Annotated in this window: 17 protein-coding genes; 4 read left to right on the top strand and 13 right to left on the bottom strand. The window is 67.0% G+C overall.

Annotation, left to right across the window (positions count from 1 at the left end):
• Genes cyoD through cyoA form a run of 4 tightly spaced genes read right to left on the bottom strand, consistent with a single transcriptional unit; the run spans position 1 to position 4,160 of the window.
• Positions 1-393 (bottom strand): cytochrome o ubiquinol oxidase subunit IV, encoded by a 393-nt coding sequence (gene cyoD / locus ABIC35_RS04235; protein ID WP_121076960.1) that lies wholly within the window; start codon positions 391-393, stop codon positions 1-3.
• The gene (cyoC, locus tag ABIC35_RS04230) at positions 390-1,016 is read right to left on the bottom strand and encodes a cytochrome o ubiquinol oxidase subunit III (protein ID WP_121079366.1); all 627 of its coding nucleotides are present in this window, start codon (positions 1,014-1,016) and stop codon (positions 390-392) included. The genes cyoD and cyoC overlap by 4 nt, the downstream gene beginning before the upstream one ends.
• Positions 1,017-1,020: 4 nt before the next feature.
• Positions 1,021-3,018, bottom strand: coding sequence for a cytochrome o ubiquinol oxidase subunit I (cyoB, locus tag ABIC35_RS04225; RefSeq protein ID WP_121076958.1), 1,998 nt, complete (start codon positions 3,016-3,018; stop codon positions 1,021-1,023).
• A gap of 8 nt (positions 3,019-3,026) precedes the next feature.
• The gene (gene cyoA, locus ABIC35_RS04220; RefSeq protein ID WP_121076956.1) at positions 3,027-4,160 is read right to left on the bottom strand and encodes a ubiquinol oxidase subunit II; all 1,134 of its coding nucleotides are present in this window, start codon (positions 4,158-4,160) and stop codon (positions 3,027-3,029) included.
• Between the two features lie 129 nt (positions 4,161-4,289).
• On the opposite strand from cyoA, the gene ABIC35_RS04215 reads away from it, so the two are divergent.
• Both ABIC35_RS04215 and mazG read left to right on the top strand, forming a co-directional pair.
• Entirely contained in the window at positions 4,290-5,621 is a 1,332-nt protein-coding gene (locus ABIC35_RS04215) for an MFS transporter (RefSeq protein ID WP_121076955.1), read from the top strand.
• A 77-nt stretch (positions 5,622-5,698) separates the two neighbouring features.
• Positions 5,699-6,451 (top strand): nucleoside triphosphate pyrophosphohydrolase, encoded by a 753-nt coding sequence (gene mazG / locus ABIC35_RS04210; protein WP_121076953.1) that lies wholly within the window; start codon positions 5,699-5,701, stop codon positions 6,449-6,451.
• Between the two features lie 154 nt (positions 6,452-6,605).
• On the opposite strand, the gene hflX is transcribed toward mazG, so the two are convergent.
• The 7 genes from hflX to dusB form a co-directional block, all read right to left on the bottom strand.
• A complete protein-coding gene (hflX, locus tag ABIC35_RS04205) occupies positions 6,606-7,898 on the bottom strand; it encodes a GTPase HflX (RefSeq protein ID WP_121076951.1) in 1,293 nt (430 codons plus the stop codon).
• 7 nt (positions 7,899-7,905) lie between these two features.
• On the bottom strand, positions 7,906-8,457 hold the full coding sequence (gene hfq / locus ABIC35_RS04200; protein ID WP_277600097.1) for an RNA chaperone Hfq: 552 nt from the start codon (positions 8,455-8,457) through the stop codon (positions 7,906-7,908).
• A gap of 64 nt (positions 8,458-8,521) precedes the next feature.
• A complete protein-coding gene (gene ntrX / locus ABIC35_RS04195; protein ID WP_121076947.1) occupies positions 8,522-9,901 on the bottom strand; it encodes a nitrogen assimilation response regulator NtrX in 1,380 nt (459 codons plus the stop codon).
• Positions 9,898-12,165 carry a sensor histidine kinase NtrY-like gene (locus ABIC35_RS04190; RefSeq protein WP_121076945.1) on the bottom strand — a complete coding sequence of 756 codons (2,268 nt, stop codon included), beginning with the start codon at positions 12,163-12,165 and terminating at the stop codon, positions 9,898-9,900. The genes ntrX and ABIC35_RS04190 overlap by 4 nt, the downstream gene beginning before the upstream one ends.
• A 94-nt stretch (positions 12,166-12,259) precedes the next feature.
• The gene (ntrC, locus tag ABIC35_RS04185) at positions 12,260-13,699 is read right to left on the bottom strand and encodes a nitrogen regulation protein NR(I) (RefSeq protein ID WP_121076943.1); all 1,440 of its coding nucleotides are present in this window, start codon (positions 13,697-13,699) and stop codon (positions 12,260-12,262) included.
• A complete protein-coding gene (locus tag ABIC35_RS04180; protein ID WP_121076941.1) occupies positions 13,696-14,805 on the bottom strand; it encodes a two-component system sensor histidine kinase NtrB in 1,110 nt (369 codons plus the stop codon). The genes ntrC and ABIC35_RS04180 overlap by 4 nt, the downstream gene beginning before the upstream one ends.
• Positions 14,781-15,779, bottom strand: a complete 999-nt coding sequence (gene dusB / locus ABIC35_RS04175; protein ID WP_121076939.1) for a tRNA dihydrouridine synthase DusB — start codon at positions 15,777-15,779, stop codon at positions 14,781-14,783. Before dusB ends, ABIC35_RS04180 begins: the two co-directional genes overlap by 25 nt.
• A gap of 145 nt (positions 15,780-15,924) precedes the next feature.
• On the opposite strand from dusB, the gene ABIC35_RS04170 reads away from it, so the two are divergent.
• Together ABIC35_RS04170 and ABIC35_RS04165 are read left to right on the top strand one after the other, a co-directional pair.
• Positions 15,925-17,082: a bifunctional 2-C-methyl-D-erythritol 4-phosphate cytidylyltransferase/2-C-methyl-D-erythritol 2,4-cyclodiphosphate synthase gene (locus ABIC35_RS04170; protein ID WP_121076937.1), complete on the top strand. Its 1,158-nt coding sequence runs from the start codon at positions 15,925-15,927 to the stop codon at positions 17,080-17,082.
• Positions 17,083-17,121: 39 nt separating this feature from the next.
• Positions 17,122-17,658 (top strand): CinA family protein, encoded by a 537-nt coding sequence (locus tag ABIC35_RS04165; RefSeq protein ID WP_121076935.1) that lies wholly within the window; start codon positions 17,122-17,124, stop codon positions 17,656-17,658.
• On the opposite strand, the gene ABIC35_RS04160 is transcribed toward ABIC35_RS04165, so the two are convergent.
• Both ABIC35_RS04160 and lipA read right to left on the bottom strand, forming a co-directional pair.
• Entirely contained in the window at positions 17,583-18,080 is a 498-nt protein-coding gene (locus ABIC35_RS04160) for a type II toxin-antitoxin system RatA family toxin (protein WP_121076933.1), read from the bottom strand. The two genes, ABIC35_RS04165 and ABIC35_RS04160, sit on opposite strands and share 76 nt — an antisense overlap.
• A complete protein-coding gene (gene lipA, locus ABIC35_RS04155; RefSeq protein WP_121076931.1) occupies positions 18,080-19,012 on the bottom strand; it encodes a lipoyl synthase in 933 nt (310 codons plus the stop codon). The genes ABIC35_RS04160 and lipA overlap by 1 nt, the downstream gene beginning before the upstream one ends.
• Between the last annotated feature and the right edge of the window lie 90 nt (positions 19,013-19,102).

The following is a 19,102-nucleotide window of genomic DNA, read 5'->3' as shown; positions in this document are numbered from 1 at the left end:
TCACATGCCGGCGCCGGAAGCCATCCCGGGCATCATGTTGAGGTTCATGTTGAACATCACCCACAGCGAGCCCGCGAGCGCGATGACGATGATGATGATCGTGAACACCAGCGCCATCAGGGTCCAGCCCTGCTCCGACTTGCTGTTCATGTGGAGGAAGTAGATCATGTGGACGACGATCTGCACCATCGCCAGCGCCGCGCAGATCGCCACCGCCACGCGGGTGTCGGCGATCCAGCCGCCCATCACGATCCCGAAGGGGATCGCGGTGAGGACGACCGAGAGCAGGAAGCCGGTGATGTAGCCACCGCGGGTCGAGTGCGGCGCATCATGGCCATGATCGTGGCCGTGACCATGGTCATGGCCGGCGTGGCTGTGGGGGTGCGCGCTCATCGCATGGCTCCAAACAGATAGACGAAGGTGAACACGCCGATCCAAATCACGTCCAGGAAGTGCCAGAACAGCGACAGGCACTGCAGGCGACGGACATTGGCCGGGATCAGGCCCTTGCGACCGATCTGCACCATCAGCGTGAACAGCCAGATCAGGCCGAAGGTGACGTGCAGACCGTGGGTGCCCACCAGGGTGAAGAACGAGGACAGGAACGCCGAGCGCCACGGACCCGCACCTTCATGGATCAGGTTCGAGAACTCGTAGAGCTCGATGCCGAGGAAGGCGGCGCCGAACAGTGCGGTCAGCAGCAGCCAGGCCTGGACGGCGCCCTTGCGCTGTTCCTGCATGGCGATCATCGCGAAGCCATAGGTGATCGACGAGAACAGCAGCATCGCCGTGTTCACCGCCACCAGCGGCAGCTCGAACAGCTCGTGGGAGGTGGGGCCTCCCGCATAGCTGGTGCCATAGACGCCCCAGGCCGCGAACAGCATCGCGAAAATGAGGCAGTCGCTCATCAGGTACATCCAGAAGCCGAGCAGCGTGCTGCCGCCGGGTTCGTGATGCTCCTCCTCGAGCTGGTAAAAGACGGGCGTCTTGCCCGTCGGTGCAGTCGTGGCGCTCATCGCGTCAGGCTCCATGGCGCGCGAGCACCGCGGTGCGCGCATTCTCGGTTTCGGTCACTTCTTCTGCGGTGATGTAGAAGTCGCGATCATAGTTGAAGGTGTGGGCGATCGCGGTGACGAGCAGTCCCAGGAACGATGCGGCCGCGAGCCACCAGATGTACCAGATCATCGCGAAGCCGAAGGCCAGCGAGAAGCCCGCCAGGACGATACCCGCCCAGGTGTTCTTCGGCATGTGGATCGGCAGATAGCCCGAGACCGGACGCACGGCGCCGCGCGACTTCATGTCGTACCAGGCATCCAGGTCGTGAATGACCGGCGAGAACGCGAAGTTGTAGGCCGGCGGCGGCGACGAGGTCGCCCACTCGAGCGTACGCGCGTTCCAAGGGTCGCCGGTCTCGTCGCGCAGCGCCTCGCGGTTGCGGATGCTGACGAAGATCTGGAGCAGGAAGGCGGCGATGCCGACCGCGATGATCGCGGCGCCGATCGCGGCGACCACGAACCAGATCTGCAGGCTCGGATCGTCGAAGTGGCGCAGGCGACGGGTCACGCCCATCAGGCCGAGCACGTAGAGCGGCGTGAAGGCGACCCAGAAGCCGACGACCCAGCACCAGAAGGAGACCAGGCCCCACTTCTTGTCGAGCTTGAAGCCGAAGGCCTTGGGCCACCAGTAGTTGATGCCCGCGAACATGCCGAACAGCACGCCGCCGATGATCACGTTGTGGAAGTGCGCGACCAGGAACAGCGAGTTGTGCAGCACGAAGTCGGCCGGGGGCACCGCCAGCATCACGCCGGTCATGCCGCCGATCACGAAGGTCAGCATGAACGCGATCGTCCACATCATCGGCAGTTCGAAGCGGATGCGGCCCTTGTACATGGTGAACAGCCAGTTGAAGATCTTCGCACCCGTCGGGATGGAAATGATCATCGTGGTGATGCCGAAGAAGCTGTTCACGCTCGCGCCCGAGCCCATCGTGAAGAAGTGATGGAGCCAGACGAGGTACGACAGGATGGTGATGACCAGCACGGCGTAGACCATCGAGGTGTAGCCGAACAGGCGCTTGCTCGAGAAGGTCGAGGTGACCTCGGAGAAGACGCCGAACGCCGGCAGGATCAGGATGTAGACTTCCGGGTGGCCCCAGATCCAGATCATGTTCACGTACATCATCGGGTTGCCGCCGGCGGTGTTCGTGAAGAAGTGCGTGCCGACATAGCGGTCAAGGCTGAGCATCGCGAGGACGGCAGTCAGCACCGGGAAGGCGGCGACGATCAGGATGTTGGTGGCAAGCGCGGTCCAGGTGAAGATCGGCATCTTCATCAGGCCCATGCCCGGCGCGCGCATCTTGACGATGGTGGCGACCAGGTTGACGCCCGAGAGCAAGGTGCCGACACCCGCGATCTGCAGCGCCCAGACATAATAGTCGACGCCGACGTCCGGCGAATAGTCGAGGCCCGACAGCGGCGCCATCGCCAGCCAGCCGGTCCGCGCAAACTCGCCGATGAACAGGCTGGCCATCACCAGCGCTGCACCCGCCGCCGTCATCCAGAAACTGAAATTGTTCAGGAACGGGAAGCTGACGTCGCGCGCGCCGATCTGCAGCGGCACCACGAAGTTCATCAGGCCGGTGACGAAGGGCATCGCCACGAAGAAGATCATGATCACGCCGTGGGCGGTGAACACCTGATCATAATGGTGCGCGTTGAGGTAGCCTTCGTTGGCGCCGAACGCCATCGCCTGCTGGCCGCGCATCATGATCGCGTCGGCGAAGCCGCGCAGCAGCATCACCAGGCCCAGCACCATGTACATGATGCCGATGCGCTTGTGGTCGACGGTGGTGAACCACTCCTTCCAGAGATAGCCCCACAGGCGGAAATAGGTCAGCGCGCCGAGAAGCGCGATGCCGCCGAGCGCGACGCCGAAGAAGGTGGCGACGACGATCGGCTCGTGGATCGGCAGGCTCTCGATCGAGAGCCGGCCGAAGATCATCTTCAAAGTGTCAGACATGGCAGTGCTCAAGCCTCGCCCGCCGCCGCGCGGCCGGGATAGGCCGGCGCGTCCATGCGGGTCATGTTACGGTTCGATTCCGCGCCGGGTTCGGAGTGGCCGGCGGGAGCGCCGTGCGGATGGGTCAGGTGCGGACTGGTCTTCATTTCATCCGGCGACTTCATCAGCGCGCCATCGGCGCCTTCGCCCGGACGGTTGTTTACCGCAGGCGCGACTTCCTGGGCACCCGCACCATGGTGCATCATGCCGTGGCCGCAGGCGGTGCCCGGCTTCACGCACATCTGCACGATGCGATCGAACAGACCGCCCTCGACGGTGCCGAAGTGCATCGCGGGCACCTTCTCGCTCGGCTTTTCGAGCGTGAGATACCGGGCGGTGTCGAGCGCCTGGGCGGACGCCTTGGTCTTGGCGACCCACTGGTCGAAGCCAGCCGCATCCACCGACTGGGTCGGGAAGTGCATGTAGGAGAAGCCCGCGCCGCTATAGTTGGCGCTCTGGCCCTCGAAGGTGCCGACGCGGTTCATCACCGCGTGGAGCTTCGTTTCCATGCCCGGCATCGTGTAGATCATGCCCGCCAGCGCCGGCACGTAGAAGGTGTTCATCACGCTCGACGAGGTCAGGCGGAAGCGCACCTGGCGATCGGCCGGCAGCACCAGCTCATTGACCGTGGCGACGCCCTGCTCGGGATAGATGAACAGCCACTTCCAATCGAGCGAGACGACCTGGATCTCCAGCGGCTTCTGGCCGGCCGGGATCGGCTTGCCCGGCGCGATGCGGTCCAGCGGCCGATACGGGTCCAGCTGGTGCGTCGTGAGCCAGGTCAGCGCGCCGAGCGCGATGATGATCAGCAGCGGGGCAGACCAGATCACCAGCTCGATCCGGGTCGAGTGATCCCAGTCCGGAGCATATTCCGACTCGGTGTTGCTCGCGCGATATTTGAACGCGAAAACCACCGTCAGGATCATCACCGGCACGATGATGAGCAGCATCAAAAATACCGACCAGAGGATCAGGTCGGCCTGCTGCCGTGCAACATCGCCGGATGGATTCATCACGACAAGGTCGCACCCGCCGAGGAGCAGCGGGGCAGCAAGGGGTGCGATCAAGGCCGTCGGCCTGAGGGCACGACGAAACGGGGTCATGGATCGAAACATAGCGGCCGCGAGTTAGGAGGGGTTGTGCGGGTGCGAAATAGGACAATTTGTCCCATGGCTGCAACCCGAGAGTTTCCCTAGGTGCTTTCCCCAAAGCTTTGCGGTAGACATATCCCTATGGCCAATGCTCAGCTTGGTTCGACGCAGATCGAACATGACGCCCGCCTGATCAACACCTCGCACGGTGACGATCACCTCCGCCCCGGCGACATCGCCATCGGCGTGATCATCGGACGAACATCCGAGTTCTTCGACTTCTTCGTCTACGCGATCGCCTCGGTGCTGGTCTTCCCGGCGCTGGTGTTTCCCTACATGGATCGCGTGACCGGCACGCTCTGGTCGTTCGCCCTCTTCCCGCTTGCTTTCATCGCCCGTCCTATCGGCACCCAAATCTTCATGCGCATTGATCGCCGTCATGGACGCGGCGCGAAGCTCACGCTGGCGCTGTTCCTGCTCGGCACCGCGACGGTGACCATGGCGTTCCTGCCCGGGTACGAGCAGGTCGGCATCTGGTCGGCGATCCTGCTGGCGGCACTCCGCGTGCTGCAGGGGCTGGCGCTGGGCGGCGCCTGGGACGGCCTTGCCTCGCTGCTGGCGCTGAATGCCCCGGCCTCGCGCCGCGGCTGGTATGCGATGGTGCCGCAGCTTGGCGCGCCGCTCGGACTGATGGTGGCGAGCGGGCTGTTCGCCTATTTCGTCAGCGCGCTCGACTCGGCCGACTTCATGAGCTGGGGCTGGCGCTATCCGTTCTTCGTCGCTTTCGCGCTCAACGTCGTGGCGCTATTCGCCCGGCTGCGCATGGTCGTGGCGCCCGAATATGTGAAGCTGTTCGAGAGCCGCGAACTCACCCCCTCGCGCGTTACCGCGACGATCAAGGCACAGTGGCGCAACATCATCATCGGCGCCTTCGCGCCGCTGGCGAGCTTCGCGCTGTTCCACATGGTCACCGTGTTCCCGCTGTCGTGGATCGCGCTGTACACCAACGAGGATCTCACCCGCTTCCTGCTGATCGAAGTCGGCGCGGCTGCCTGCGGCGTCGTCGCGATCGTGATCTCGGGCATCCTTGCCGATCGGATCGGCCGCCGCTCGCTGCTCGGCTATACCGCCGCCGCGATCGCCGCCTATTCGGGCTTCGCGCCGCAGCTGCTCGAAAAGGGCAATGCCGGTGAGACGGTGTTCATGGTGCTCGGCTTCATCCTGCTCGGCCTGGCGTTCGGCCAGTCCTCGGGTGCGGTCGCCAGCAACTTCCCGAAGCGGGCCCGCTACACCGGCGCGGCGCTTACCTCGGACCTCGCCTGGCTGTTCGGTGCCGGCTTCGCGCCGCTCGGTGCGCTGCTGCTGGCGGCGAACTGGGGCGTGATCGCCTCGGGCCTGTACCTGCTCTCGGGCGCCGTCGGCACCCTGGTGGCGCTCTACTTCAACAAGGAGCTGGGTCGCCGGCTCGACTGATCCCTGCGCGGCTTGCTTAAGCCCCGCGCGACCTGCAAAGGCCTCCTGTCCGCACCCGCGTTCAGGAGGCCTTTTGCATGACGTCCCCCACCGGCATCGACCGCCTGGTCGCCATCATGGAACGCCTCCGCGATCCCGAACGCGGCTGCGAATGGGACGTGGCGCAGACCTTCGAGACGATCGCGCCCTTCACGATCGAGGAAGCCTATGAAGTGGCCGATGCGATCGAGCGCGGCGACATCAGCGAGCTAAAGGACGAACTAGGCGACCTGCTGCTCCAGGTGGTCTTCCATAGCCGGATCGCCGAAGAGGCGGGGCAGTTCGGGCTTGCGGATGTGGTCACCTCGATCAGCGACAAGATGGAGCGGCGGCACCCGCATATCTTCGGCGACGTGGCCGAGGGCGGGCATCATCTGTGGGAAGTCATCAAGGCCGAGGAGCGCGGCGCCAAGGGCGCATCAAGCGCGCTCGACGGCGTGGCGATCGGTCTGCCCGCGCTGCTGCGGGCCGAGAAGCTCCAGAAACGCGCGGCGCGCACCGGGTTCGACTGGCCGGACGCCACGGGCGCGCGGGCGAAGATCCTCGAGGAACTGGAAGAGGTCGAAACGGCGGAGAACGACGCGCACCGCGCCGAGGAGGTGGGCGACCTGCTGTTCGCGGTGGTGAACTATGCCCGCAAGCTGGGCGTGGAGCCCGAAGCGGCGCTGCGCGCGGCGAACGGCAAGTTCGAGCGGCGCTTCAAGGCGATGGAGGAACGCGCTGGGGAGGCGTTCGTCGGGCTGGACCTGGAGGGCAAGGAAGCGCTTTGGCAGGTGGTGAAGCGGGGTTGACCCTCCCCCATCTCCCAGACGTCATCCCGGCGAAAGCCGGGATCCATTCGCCACGCGCTTTCAGCAGGAGCCGCGACGAAGTGCCAATGGATTCCGGCTTTCGCCGGAATGACGAATTAAAGGCCTCAACGACGTCGAGAGCGCTTGCGCTCCCCTACCCGCGCGTGACGAACCGCTCGTAATCGCGCGGGGCCATGCGGACCTCATACACCGCCTGTTCGTCCTCGATATGCTGCTCGATCACATCGCCATGCTGGTGCAGCCACGCGGCGGCGGCGCCATCGGCAGGATCCAGCCGCAGCGTGTAGCGGCGATGCCCCTCGGTCAGCCGCCCAGCAACCGCCTCGACCAGCGAGTCGACGCCCTCCCCAGTCAGCGCCGAGATCACCCGCACCTCGTCGGTCCGACGCGCAGCCATCGCCAGCGCTTCGTCGCGCTGCTCGTCGTCAAGCAGGTCCAGCTTGTTCCACGCCTCGAAGCGTGGCGTCTGCTCGGATACGCCGATTTCCTGGAGCACCTTCTCCACGTCGACGCGCTGCGCCTCGGTATCCGGATGAGCGATGTCGCGAACATGGATCAGCAGGTCGGCCGAGACCACCTCTTCCAGCGTCGCCTTGAAGGCGGCGACCAGCTGGGTCGGCAGTTCGGAGACGAAGCCGACCGTGTCCGACAGGATCGCCTTGTCGATGCCCGGCAGCGAAATCTGGCGCAGCGTCGGATCGAGCGTGGCGAACAGCAAATTCTCGGCCATCACCCCGGCACCGGTCAGCCGGTTGAACAAGGTCGATTTGCCTGCATTGGTATAGCCGACCAGCGCCACCACCGGCCAGGGCGCGCGCTGGCGCCGGTCGCGGTGGAGCGTGCGGGTGCGGCTGACCTGGTCGAGCTCGCGCCGCAGCCGCGCCATGCGGTCGCGGATCAAGCGGCGGTCGGCCTCGATCTGGGTTTCGCCCGGGCCGCCGAGGAAGCCGAAGCCGCCGCGCTGGCGCTCGAGGTGGGTCCAGCTGCGGACCAGCCGGCCCGCCTGATAATCGAGATGGGCGAGTTCGACCTGCAGCCGGCCTTCCGCCGTGCGGGCGCGCTCGCCGAAGATTTCGAGGATCAGGCCGGTCCGGTCGATCACCTTGCAGCCGAGCGCCGTTTCGAGGTTGCGCTGCTGCACCGGCGTCAGGCCAGCATCGAACACCGCGAGCTGGAGCTCGCCGTCGCGGACCGTCTCGGCCAGGGCTTCCACCTGGCCCGAGCCGATCAGCGTGCCCGGCTTGGGCTGGCGCAGCCGGACGGCGACCCGCTCGACCACGTCGACGCCGATCGCCGCGGCGAGGCCGGCCGTTTCCTCCAGCCGCGCCTCGGCGTCGCGCGAGCTTCCGCCCATGTCCGGATAGACGACGAGCGCGCGTGCGCCCCGCGCGAATTCGTCGGGGTCGCGCTCGAAACCAGTGCTCATGCGAGGATCAATCCTCGTCGCCGCCGTTGGTTTCCTCGGCGAGGTTCAGCGGGTGCGCGGGCTGTACGGTGGAAACCGCATGCTTGTAGACCAGCTGGGCCATGCCCTCGCGCTGGAGCAGCATGCAGAACAGGTCGAACGCAGCGATCTGGCCCTGCAGCATCACGCCGTTCACCAGGAACATGGTGACGTTTTCCTGCTGCTTGCGGACCGCGTTCAGGAAGATTTCCTGCAGCACCGGGTTCTTGTGCTGATATTCGCCCGCCGCCGTGAGCAGCGCGGCGAGGTCCATCGGGCCCGAGGGCATGATGGTGGAAATGGCATGCTTGTAGATCAGCTGCGACTGGCCGTCGCGGCGGAGCAGCACCGAAAAATTATCGAACCAGGTGACGATTCCCTGGAGCTTGACGCCCTTGACGAGGAACATTGTCACCGGCGTCTTCGACCGGCGCAGTGAGTTGAGGAACAGGTCCTGAAGCGAAGTCTGCTTCTCTGCCATATGGTGGCTCCATTTATTCTTGGCGGGATTTGTCCCGCGGTGCGCCGTTCCCGGCGTCAGGGTCGGCGCCACCCCGGCGCCGGGGTCCAATCTAGGACCTTCCGGCGCTTCCGTCCATAGCGGCTCAATCCTCGCGTGCGTCGGTAATGCCGAGCAGCTTGAGCTTGCGGTGCAGGGCCGAGCGCTCCATCCCGATGAAGCTCGCGGTACGCGAGATGTTGCCCGAGAAGCGGCGGATCTGGACGCGGAGATATTCGCGCTCGAAGCTCTCGCGCGCCTCCTTGAGCGGGGCGCCCATGATCGCATTCGAGGCCATGCCGCTGCCGCTGTCGCTCTGGCGGCCCAGCACCTCGGGGGGCAGCAGGTCGACATCGATCCGCCCGATCCGGTCACCCGGCGCCAGGATCACGGTACGCTCGACGACGTTGCGCAGCTGGCGGACATTGCCTGGCCAGTCATAACTCTGCAGCGCGACCATCGCGTCGGCGGCGATCTCCGGCGTCGGCACGCGGCGCTCGGAGGCGTAGTGCGCGACATAATGCTCGACCAGCGCGGGGATGTCCTCGCGGCGGTCGGTCAACGCCGGGATCGGCACCGGCACCACGTTGAGCCGGTAATAGAGGTCCTCGCGGAAGCGGCCGGCGGCGATCTCCGCCATCAGGTCGCGCGCCGTGGCCGAGACGACGCGCACGTCCACCTTCACCACGCGCGTGCCGCCGACGCGGCTGAAGCTCTGGTCGGTCAGCACGCGGAGGATCCGCGCCTGGGTGGCGACCGGCATGTCGGCGATCTCGTCGAGGAACAGCGTGCCGCCATGCGCCTGTTCGAGCAGGCCGGGGCGCACGAGGTCGCCGCTTTCCTCGACCCCGAACAGCTCCTCGTCGACCCGGTCGGGGGTCATTCGCGCTGCGCTGACGATCACGAAGGGTGCATCGGCGCGCTGGCTCCAGCCATGGAGCAGCCGCGCCGCGACTTCCTTGCCGACGCCGGCGCCGCCGGTGATCAGCACCCGGCTGCCGGTCGAGGCGACGCGCTTGAGGGTGGCGCGCACCGTGTTGATGGCGGTCGAAGTGCCCTGCAGGTCGTTACCCCGCCCCGTCACCGCGCGCAGCGAGGCGACTTCGCGGCGGAGGCGTTCGGTCTCGGTCGCACGCGCCACCATCAGCAGCAGCCGTTCGGCCTCGAACGGCTTCTCGATGAAGTCGGAGGCACCGCGACGGATCGCCGCCACCGCGGTATCCAGATTGCCATGGCCCGAGATCACCAGCACCGGGATCGAGGGATCGCGCCGCTTGATCTCGTCGAGCAGTTCCAGCCCATCGAGCCGCGAGCCCTGCAGCCAGACGTCGAGCAATACCAGGCTAGGCCGGCGCTCGGCGATCGCCTCCAGCGCCGAGTCGCTGTCCGCGGCGTTGCGGGTGGCGTAGCCCTCGTCCTCCAGCACGCCGGCTACCAGTTCGCGGATGTCGCGCTCGTCGTCGACGACGAGAATGTCCAGGCTCATGTTCTGCTTCCGATCCGGGTGAGCATGGCCGGGCGCGCGTCCTTCGCGTCGTCCGGCGTCTCCGTGAGTGCGACGCTGGCCAGCATCGCGGTATCGAAGCACAGCGTCACGAGCGTGCCGCCGCCGGGGCGGTCGGCAAAGCCGATCGTGCCGCAATGTTCTTCGACGATCTTCTTGACGATGGCGAGGCCCAGGCCGGTACCCCGGCTGCGCGTCGTCATATAGGGCTCGACGATCCGGTCGCGCTCGACCGGGAGGCCGACGCCGTTGTCGGCGAGGGTGAGGACCAGCCTATCGTCGCCTTCGGGCTGGATGGTCAGGTGCACCTCGCCTTGCGGCAGCTCCGCCCCCTGCCCCGGCGCGTCATTACGCGCCTCGATCGCTTCCACCGCGTTCTTGACGACGTTGGTCAGCGCCTGGCCGATCTGGCGACGGTCGCACACCAGCGAGGGTGCCGGATCCGGCGCGTCGAGGGTGAAGCGCAGCGCCGGGTGCGCGACTTCGTGCAGGAACATCGCCTGGCGGGCGATGTCGAGCAGCGACTCGCGCCGGAACATCGGCTTGGGCATCCGCGCGAAGGAGGAGAATTCATCGACCATCCGCCGCAGATCGCCGACCTGGCGGACGATCGTCTCGGTCAGCCGCGCGAACACGCCGTCGCTCTGATCTACCTGCTTGCCATAGCGCCGCTGGAGCCGCTCGGCGGCGAGCTGGATCGGGGTCAGCGGGTTCTTGATCTCGTGCGCAATGCGGCGGGCGACGTCCGCCCAGGCGGCGCGGCGCTGGTCGTTGAGCTGCTGGGTGATGTCGTCGAAGGTGAGCACCTGGCCGCCCTCGTCGGTGGTGACCTTCACCGCCAGCGTCCGCGCCTCGCCGCCGCTGGCGATCTGGACGATCCCCTCGCGCTCGCCGCTGGCCAGGATGGCCTCGAGCTCGGGGGCGAGCGCTTCCAGCGGCTGGCCGACCGGCTGCTCGGCGGCGTTGCGCAGCAGCGCGATCGCCGAGGCGTTGATCAGCCGCACGCGGTGGTCGCCGCCGATCGCGATCACGCCCGCCGACACGCCCGACATCACCGCTTCGATCAGCGCACGGCGGCTGTCGAGCTGGGCGTTGGCGGTGACCAGCGCGTTGGTCTGGTCCTGCAGCCGCTCGGTCATGCTGTTGAAGGCGATGCCGAGCGTGGCGATCTCGTCGATCCGCTCGGGCGTCGGCACGCGCGCGCTGAGGTCGCCGTCCGCCACCTGCCCCGCCGCCTGGACCAGCTGGTCGACCGGACGCACCAGCCGATCCGCGACGGCAAGCGCAATCCAGGTCGCGATGCCGACGATCAGCAGCGCGACGCCGAACAGCACCGCGTTGAACTGCAGCTGGAGCGAACGCGAGCGGGCGATCAGCGCCGAATATTCGTGCCCAATCCGATCCGAAGCGAGGTTCTGGCGGTTCAGGAAGTCGACATTGTTGGGCGTGGCGACATAGAGGAACAGGTTGGCCGAGCGGTCGACCGGGGTCACCACCCACACCATCTCGGAATCGTAATTGATGTAGCTGTCCTCGTTGCGCAGCACATTGAGCACCTTGCCGGAGACGCGACGCTTGAAGGTGGGTCCGGACGGCGCCTCATAGGCATAGAGCGCCTCGACGCGCTTGCCGTCGATCACGCGGAACAGCACGGACTGGAAGAACTGGCGGAAATAGGTCTGGCGGAGGAACCAGTCCTCGAAGACGGCCGAACGCTCGGGCACCTTGGGCGAGGTTTCGAGCATGTCGCTGACCATCTGCCGCGCCTCGCCCTTCCAGCGCTGGATCACCAGCCCCTTGCCCTCATTGGCGAGCGCTTGGGTAGACGTGAGTGCCGCACGCGCCCGTTCCGATCCCCAGAGCTGGATGCCCGACTGGAACATGATCGAGGCGGCGATCACCGCCAGCACGATCGGCACGCTGGCCATCAGCGAGAACACCGCGACCAGCCGCACGTGCAGCCGCCCGCCGCCTGCCAGCGCGGAACGCGCGGTCCGCTTGAGCGCGATCCGCCGCCCGATCAGCACGATCAGCGCAACATAGGGGAGCAAGTTGACGAGCAGCAGCGCCGCGGCGACACCCGGGCTGAACAGCTGCTGGTTGGAATGCTGGCGAACGAACCAGTAGGTGATGACCGGGGTTGCGACGGCCAGCGCGACCACCAGCATCTCGACCAGCCGAAACGCCCGTCCGGGGCGCGACCAATCTTCAGGGCTATCGAGACTCGTTGGAGCTACGGCGACCATTGCCCCCTGTGTACACAGGGATTGTGGCCAAAAGAACACATAATATTGCGGATTTGTCACCCGCACGCATCGGCCTGCCGCAGATCGCGTGTCGTCAGCTTGTCGGATCGTCGCCGCGCGTTGCAATCCCCAGCGTATCCAGACGCTTGCGCAGCGTGTTCCGGTTGATGCCGAGCGCCCGCGCGGCGCGGAGCTGGTTCTGCTGGTGGCGCGCAAGCATCATCTCGATCAGCGGACGCTCCACTTCGCTGATGATCCGGTCGTAGAGCGTGCCGTCGTCGAGTGCCCGCGGCTCCTCGATCGCGATCCGCTCCAGCCGGGCACGGATCGCCGCCTCGATGCCTGCGTCGCGGGCGACCGGCAGCGCACCGCCGCCGTCCCCGAGCGCACGACGGAGCGCGGCGGCATCGATCCACTCGTCACGCGAGAGCGCGGCGATGCGGCGCATCAGGTTTTCCAGCTCGCGGACATTGCCCGGCCAGTCGAGCGTCTCGAGCAGCGCCACCGCATCCTTGTCGAGCTGCTTGCGCGGCAGCCCGTCCTCGGCCGCCCGGTCGAGGAAATGGCGGGCGAGCAGCGGAATGTCCTGCCGCCGCTCCCGCAAGGCCGGTAGGCTGATCGGCACGACGTTGAGCCGGTAGAACAGATCCTCGCGAAACTGGCCGACCTGAACCAGCTGGGCGAGGTCCTTGTTGGTCGCCGCAACGATGCGGACATCGGCGCGGATCGTCCGCGCGCCGCCGACGGTGGTGAACTCACCCGATTGCAGCACGCGCAGCAGCCGCGTCTGCGCATCCATCGGCATGTCGCCGATCTCGTCGAGGAACAGCGTGCCGCCGGCCGCCTGCTCGAACTTGCCGGCGACGCGCGCCTGCGCGCCGGTGAAGGCGCCGCGTTCATGGCCGAACAGCTCGGCCTCGATTAGCTCGCGCGGGATCGCCGCCATGTTGAGCGCGACGAAGGGCGCGCGGCGACGTGGGCCCAGGTCGTGGATCGCCTTGGCGACCAGCTCCTTGCCAGTGCCCGACTCACCGCTGATCAGCACGGTGAGGTCGTTGGAGACGACGCGGGCGATCACCCGGTACACCTCCTGCATCGCCGGCGAGCGGCCGATCAGCGAGGGGCCCCCGCCCTGCTCTGCATCGGGCTGGTCAGTGGGGCGACGGCGGCCGCGGGCCATCGCGCTCTGCACCGCATGGGTCAACGCATCGAGGTCGAACGGCTTGGGGAGATAGTCAAAGGCGCCGACCTCGGTGGCGCGCACGGCCGTCGCCAGCGTGTTCTGCGCCGAGAAGACGATCACCGGCAGCGTCGGATGCTCGGCCATCAGGCCGGAGACGACGTCCAGCCCGTTGCCGTCCGGCAGCACCACGTCCGTCACCAGCACGTCGGGCACGCCGGTGGTGAGCGCACGACGCAGCTCGGCGACGCTCGCCGCCGTGGCGACGCGGTGCCCCTCGCGCTTGAGCGCGGCGGCGACCACGGTGCGGATCGCGGCGTCATCGTCGACGACCAGAACCGAGCCGGGCGTCATGCCGTGGCTCGCGGCAACAGGATGCGGAACACCGTAACCTCCGGTTCGCGTTCGCGGGCATATTGGACGATCCCGCCCATGTCCCGCACCAGTTTCTCGACGAGCGGCAGCCCCAGCCCCTTGCCCTCCGGCTTGCCCGAGACGAACGGCTCGAACAGATGCTCGGCAATATCGGCGGGGGCGCCGGGCCCATTGTCCATCACGCAGATTTCGATCGGTAGCGGCCGGCGCGGCTGGCCGGGGCCGGCATTGACCGACATGCCGTGGCGGAAGGCGGTCGACAGGATGATCCGCGGCTGGGCGAGGCCCTTGAGCGCCTCGGCGGCGTTCTTGAGCAGGTTGATCAGCACCTGCAGAAACGCATCGCGATCGACCAGCACCGGCGGCAGCGAGGGATCGAACCATTCCTCAATGACGATTCCACGCGCGAAGCCGGCCAGCGCCACGCGGCGGCCATGATCGAGCAGCGGGTAGATGTTGGTCGGGGTCAGATCGAGCGGACGCGTGTCGGTGAAATCCTGCATCCGGTCGATCAGCGCGGCGATGCGGTCGACTTCGGTGGTGATCAGCCGAGTGAGTTCGCCATTGGTCTCAGGGTCGCCGCCGCTCTGGAGCAGCTGGGCCGCACCCCGAATGCCGGAGAGCGGGTTCTTGATCTCGTGCCCCAGCATCGCCGCAGCGCCGATGGCCGCACGCGCACCGGCGGTCCGATCGAGGCCATGGTTCATCTTGCGCGCCTGGGGGGCATGATGGAGCGTCACGATCCGCCAGCCGGGATGGTCCGGCACCTGGCTTTCGAGGAAGTCGACGCGCAGCCGCGCGCCGCGCACTGCCTCGATCTCGGCATCGAACGCCGCGAAGCCGCGCCCGTCGCGGCGGTCGGCATAGTCCTCGGGGGGCAGCAGCACCGCATCGTATGGCTGGCCGACCATGCTGGTCTCGCTATGGTTGAGCAGCACCTCGCAGGCGGGATTGGCATGGGCGATGCGCCCGTCCGGATCGAGCACGAGTACCGCCACCGGCAGCGCGCCAAACAGCTCGGCGAAGCTGGGTCCTTCTACGGTTTGCGGGCGGAACCGCTTCAGGCCGCCGCGCGAGAAAGCCACGGCTCGTAGAACTCCGCCAGCATGTCGAGCACCTTCACCGGGTCGACGACCTGGTTCACCTTGTTGCGGAACTCGGCCGAACCGTGCAGCCCCTTGGTGTACCACCCGAGATGCTTGCGCATCATGTTGACGCCCACCTCGTTGCCGTAATGGCCAAGCGTCTCGACATAATGCTCGGTGATGACGCGATATTGTTCTTCGATCGACGGTTCGGGCTTGTCGCCCTTGCCGGTCAGCGCGTCCATCACTTGGCGGAGGATCCACGGCTTGCCATAGGCACCGCGGCCGATCATCACGCCGTCCGCGCCCGACTGCGCCAGCGCCTCGCGGGCATCGGCCACCGAGCAGATGTCGCCATTGACGATCACCGGGATCGACACGGCATCCTTCACCCGGCGCACGAAGCTCCAGTCGGCCGAGCCGCGATACATCTGGTTGCGGGTGCGGCCATGGACCGTCACCAGCTTGGCGCCGAGGTCCTGGGCGATCTTCGCGAGGTCGGGGGCGTTGAGGCTGTCGAGATCCCAGCCCATCCGCATCTTGACCGTCACCGGCGCCTTCACCGCGTCGACGCAGGCGCGAATGATCGCGCCGGCATGGTCGAGGTCGCGCATCAGCGCCGAGCCGGCGTCGCCATTAGTCACCTTGCGGACCGGGCAGCCCATGTTGATGTCGATGATCGACGCGCCGCGATCCTCGTTGAGCTTGGCCGCCTCGGCCATCTCGTGCGGGGTGCAGCCGACCAGCTGCATCGAGACCGGTTCCTCGATCGGATCCCAGGCGGCCTTCTGCACCGATTGCCGCGTCTCGCGGATCGCGGCGGCGCTGGCGATCATCTCGGTGACGTTGAGCCCCGAGCCGAAGCGACGCACCGCGCGCCGGAACGGCAGGTCGGTAACGCCGGTCATCGGCGCGAGCAGCACCGGGGCTTCGACCGTCACGGGGCCGATCTGGATGGGGGCGAGTTCGCGCATCAATTCTGCCTGAAAATCAGGCAGCGCATGTAGCGATCCGGGGCCGGAAGGGCAAGGTCGCAGAAATCCGAGCGGGCCGTGACATAGCATTGCCCGGCCGGCGCAGGCCTACCCCTGCCCCGTAAACTCGGCTAGGCGCTCCGCCATGACCGCGTTCAGGACCGCCGCCATCCTTGTCGCCGCCGGCAGCGGCACCCGCGCCGGGGGCAGCGTGCCCAAGCAATATGCCCTGCTCGGCGGCAAGCCGCTGCTCGCCTATGCCCATCAGGCGCTGAGCGGCCATCCCAAGATCGACGTAGTGCTGACCGTGATCGGCGAAGGCCAGGAAGCGCTGCTCGAAGCGGCGCTGGGCACCACGCCCTTCGTCAGCGGCGGCGCCACGCGGCGCGATTCGGTGCGGAACGGGCTGGAGGCGCTGCTTGCCGGCGGCTTCACCCATGTCCTGATCCACGACGCGGCCCGGCCCTTTCTTCCGGCGCGGGTAATCGACGACCTGCTGACCAGCCTCGGCACAACCGGCGGTGCGATCCCCGCGCTCCCCGTCGCCGACACGCTCGTCCGCGGCGAAGGGGACCTGATCGGCGACACCGTGCCGCGCGACGCACTCTACCGCGTCCAGACTCCGCAAGCCTTCGCCTTCGATGCCATTCTCGATGCGCACCGCCGATGGCCCGCCGAGGCGGAGGCGACCGACGACGCCCAGATGCTGCGCGCGATCGGCGGCCAGGTCGCACTCGTCCCCGGAGACCCGATGCTCGAAAAGATCACCCATCCCGCCGATTTCGCCGCCGCCGAGACGCGGCTGGCTTCTTCCATGCGCGTCCGCACCGCCACCGGCTATGACGTCCACCGCTTCGCCGAGGGCGAGGCGCTGTGGCTCGGCGGCGTGCGCGTGCCCCACAGCAAGGGCCTGTCCGGGCATAGCGATGCCGACGTCGCGCTGCACGCGATCACCGATGCGCTGCTCGGAACGATCGGCGCGGGCGATATCGGCATGCACTTCCCGCCCAGCGACCCTCAGTGGCGCGGGGCGGCCTCGGCGCGCTTCCTCGAACATGCCGCGTCACTGCTCGCAGCCGAGGGCGGCGTGCTCGACTTCATCGATGTGACGCTGATCTGCGAGGCGCCCAAGATCGGGCCGCACCGCGAGGCGATCCGCGCCTCGATCGCCGCGATCCTCGGTCTTGATCCGGGACAGGTGAGCGTCAAGGCCACGACCACCGAACGGCTGGGCTTCACCGGCCGGGGCGAGGGCATGGCGGCGCAGGCTGTCGCAACCGTACGCGTACCTGCAAGGAACTGACTCGTAACACCCTTCATCCAATGGCAAGGGGGCGCCGCTATGGACACGATTCTTCCCACCGAACTCGTAGAAGCCGCGCGTAAGGTCATCGACGCGAACCGCGCCGCCGGCCGCCGCGTCGCCGTCGCCGAGAGCTGCACCGGCGGCCTGGTCTCCGCCGCGCTGACCGAATTGCCGGGTTCGTCCGACGTCTTCGACGCCGGTTTCGTCACCTATTCCAACGACGCCAAGATGGACGTGCTGAAGGTGAGCCTCGACGTGCTCGAAACCTTCGGCGCCGTTTCGATCGCGGTGGCCTGGAGTATGGCGCAGGGCGTGCTGGAGCGCACCAAGGCCGATGTCGCCGTGGCGATCACCGGCATCGCCGGCCCGGGCGGGGCGACCGAGAACAAGCCGGTCGGCACCGTCGTCTTCGCCCAGGCGATCCGCGGCGCCGATCCCAAGCACGTCGTCGCCGACGCGCGCCATTTCGAGAATAACGGCCGCGGCGGCATCCGCCTTCAGGCGGCGTTGTGCGCGCTCGACCTGTTGATGCCGTCGCCCGAGGTGCCGGTCGAGGAACCCGAAGCGGCGTAGAGCTTCGCCGCGCGCTCCTCGAACGCACCGATCATCTTGCGGAGCGCGCGGTCGAACACCTGGCCTGCCAGCATCTCGAACACCCGATTCTTGAACGCGAAGTCGACGCAGAAATCGACGTAACAGCCGCCCTGCCCGTCCGGCCGGAACTTCCAGTCGTTCGACAGGTGCTTGAGCGGCCCATCGACATATTCGACATGGACGGTCTCGGGCCGTGCCTTGGTGACGCGCGAGGTGAAGGTTTCGCGCAGCCCCTTGAAGCCGACGATCATGTCCGCCACGACCTGGGTGTCGCTCGACGAGCGCACGCGCATCGCGCTCACCCAGGGCAGGAACTCGGGGTAGCGCGCGACATCGGCGACCAGATCGAACATCTGTTCCGGCGTATAGGGGAGATGCCGGGTTTCGCTGTGCTTGGGCATCAGGCCTTGGCGCTCGCCTTCGCCAGCTTGGCCTCGCGGGCCGCGCGCATCTCGGCGAAGTCCTCGCCGGCGTGATAGCTGGAGCGCGTGAGCGGGGTCGAGGCGACCTGCAGGAAGCCCTTGGCCCGGGCGATCGCGCCATAGGCCTGGAAGTTCTGCGGGGTCACGAACTCCTCGACCTTCGCGTGCTTCGGCGTCGGCTGGAGATACTGGCCCATGGTCAGGAAATCGATGTCGGCCGAGCGCATGTCGTCCATCACCTGATGGACCTCCAGGCGCTGCTCGCCTAGGCCGAGCATGATGCCGGACTTGGTGAAGATCGACGGATCGAGCCGCTTCACCGTCTCCAGCAGCCGCAGCGAGGCATAATAGCGCGCGCCCGGGCGGATCATCGGATAGAGCCTCGGGACGGTTTCGAGATTGTGGTTGTACACGTCCGGCCGCGCGGCGACGATCGCTTCAACGGCGGCCTCGTGCTTGTTGCGGAAATCGGGCGTCAGTATCTCGATCGTGGTGGTCGGGCTCGCCTTGCGGATCGCCTCGATCACCTTGACGAACTGGCTGGCACCGCCGTCGGGGAGATCGTCGCGGTCCACCGAGGTGATGACGATATGCTCCAGGCCCATCTGCACGGCTGCCTCGGCGACGTGCTGGGGCTCCAGCGGATCGACCTTGCGCGGCATGCCGGTCTTGACGTTGCAGAAGCGGCAGGCCCGCGTGCACACGTCGCCCAGGATCATCACCGTCGCGTGTTTCTTGGTCCAGCACTCACCGATATTCGGACAGGCGGCCTCTTCACACACTGTGGTGAGGTTCTTGGAGCGCATCAACGCACGGGTCTTGGCGAACCCTTCCGAGGTGGGGGCCTTGACGCGGATCCAGTCGGGCTTGCGGACGCGCTCGGGGCGCGGCAGCGGAGTCTGCTCGTTCATGGGGGGCAGATAGAGCGCCCGGACGCGTTTCGCCAGTCCCGGAAATTGCGCATGGCGTTGCACGGAGCGTAAGCGGCGTAAGTGCGTTCG

Origin of the sequence: Sphingomonas trueperi (genome assembly GCF_040545965.1) — a bacterium.
Classification (GTDB): domain Bacteria; phylum Pseudomonadota; class Alphaproteobacteria; order Sphingomonadales; family Sphingomonadaceae; genus Sphingomonas; species Sphingomonas trueperi_C.
The sequence above is the reverse complement of the archived record's forward strand: the minus strand, read 5'-3'. Positions and strand labels throughout refer to the sequence as shown.

Bases quoted from the DNA above. Each gene is read 5' to 3' on its own strand.
- ABIC35_RS04170 (WP_121076937.1), top strand. From the start codon at position 15,925: ATGACCGCGTTCAGGACCGCCGCCATCCTTGTCGCCGCCGGCAGCGGC.
- ntrC (WP_121076943.1), bottom strand. From the start codon at position 13,699: ATGACGCCCGGCTCGGTTCTGGTCGTCGACGATGACGCCGCGATCCGC.
- ABIC35_RS04165 (WP_121076935.1), top strand. From the start codon at position 17,122: ATGGACACGATTCTTCCCACCGAACTCGTAGAAGCCGCGCGTAAGGTC.
- hflX (WP_121076951.1), bottom strand. From the start codon at position 7,898: ATGAGCACTGGTTTCGAGCGCGACCCCGACGAATTCGCGCGGGGCGCA.
- ntrX (WP_121076947.1), bottom strand. From the start codon at position 9,901: ATGAGCCTGGACATTCTCGTCGTCGACGACGAGCGCGACATCCGCGAA.
- ABIC35_RS04190 (WP_121076945.1), bottom strand. From the start codon at position 12,165: ATGGTCGCCGTAGCTCCAACGAGTCTCGATAGCCCTGAAGATTGGTCG.
- mazG (WP_121076953.1), top strand. From the start codon at position 5,699: ATGACGTCCCCCACCGGCATCGACCGCCTGGTCGCCATCATGGAACGC.
- ABIC35_RS04160 (WP_121076933.1), bottom strand. From the start codon at position 18,080: ATGCCCAAGCACAGCGAAACCCGGCATCTCCCCTATACGCCGGAACAG.
- cyoD (WP_121076960.1), bottom strand. From the start codon at position 393: ATGAGCGCGCACCCCCACAGCCACGCCGGCCATGACCATGGTCACGGC.
- ABIC35_RS04215 (WP_121076955.1), top strand. From the start codon at position 4,290: ATGGCCAATGCTCAGCTTGGTTCGACGCAGATCGAACATGACGCCCGC.
- cyoA (WP_121076956.1), bottom strand. From the start codon at position 4,160: ATGACCCCGTTTCGTCGTGCCCTCAGGCCGACGGCCTTGATCGCACCC.
- cyoC (WP_121079366.1), bottom strand. From the start codon at position 1,016: ATGAGCGCCACGACTGCACCGACGGGCAAGACGCCCGTCTTTTACCAG.
- cyoB (WP_121076958.1), bottom strand. From the start codon at position 3,018: ATGTCTGACACTTTGAAGATGATCTTCGGCCGGCTCTCGATCGAGAGC.
- lipA (WP_121076931.1), bottom strand. From the start codon at position 19,012: ATGAACGAGCAGACTCCGCTGCCGCGCCCCGAGCGCGTCCGCAAGCCC.
- dusB (WP_121076939.1), bottom strand. From the start codon at position 15,779: ATGCGCGAACTCGCCCCCATCCAGATCGGCCCCGTGACGGTCGAAGCC.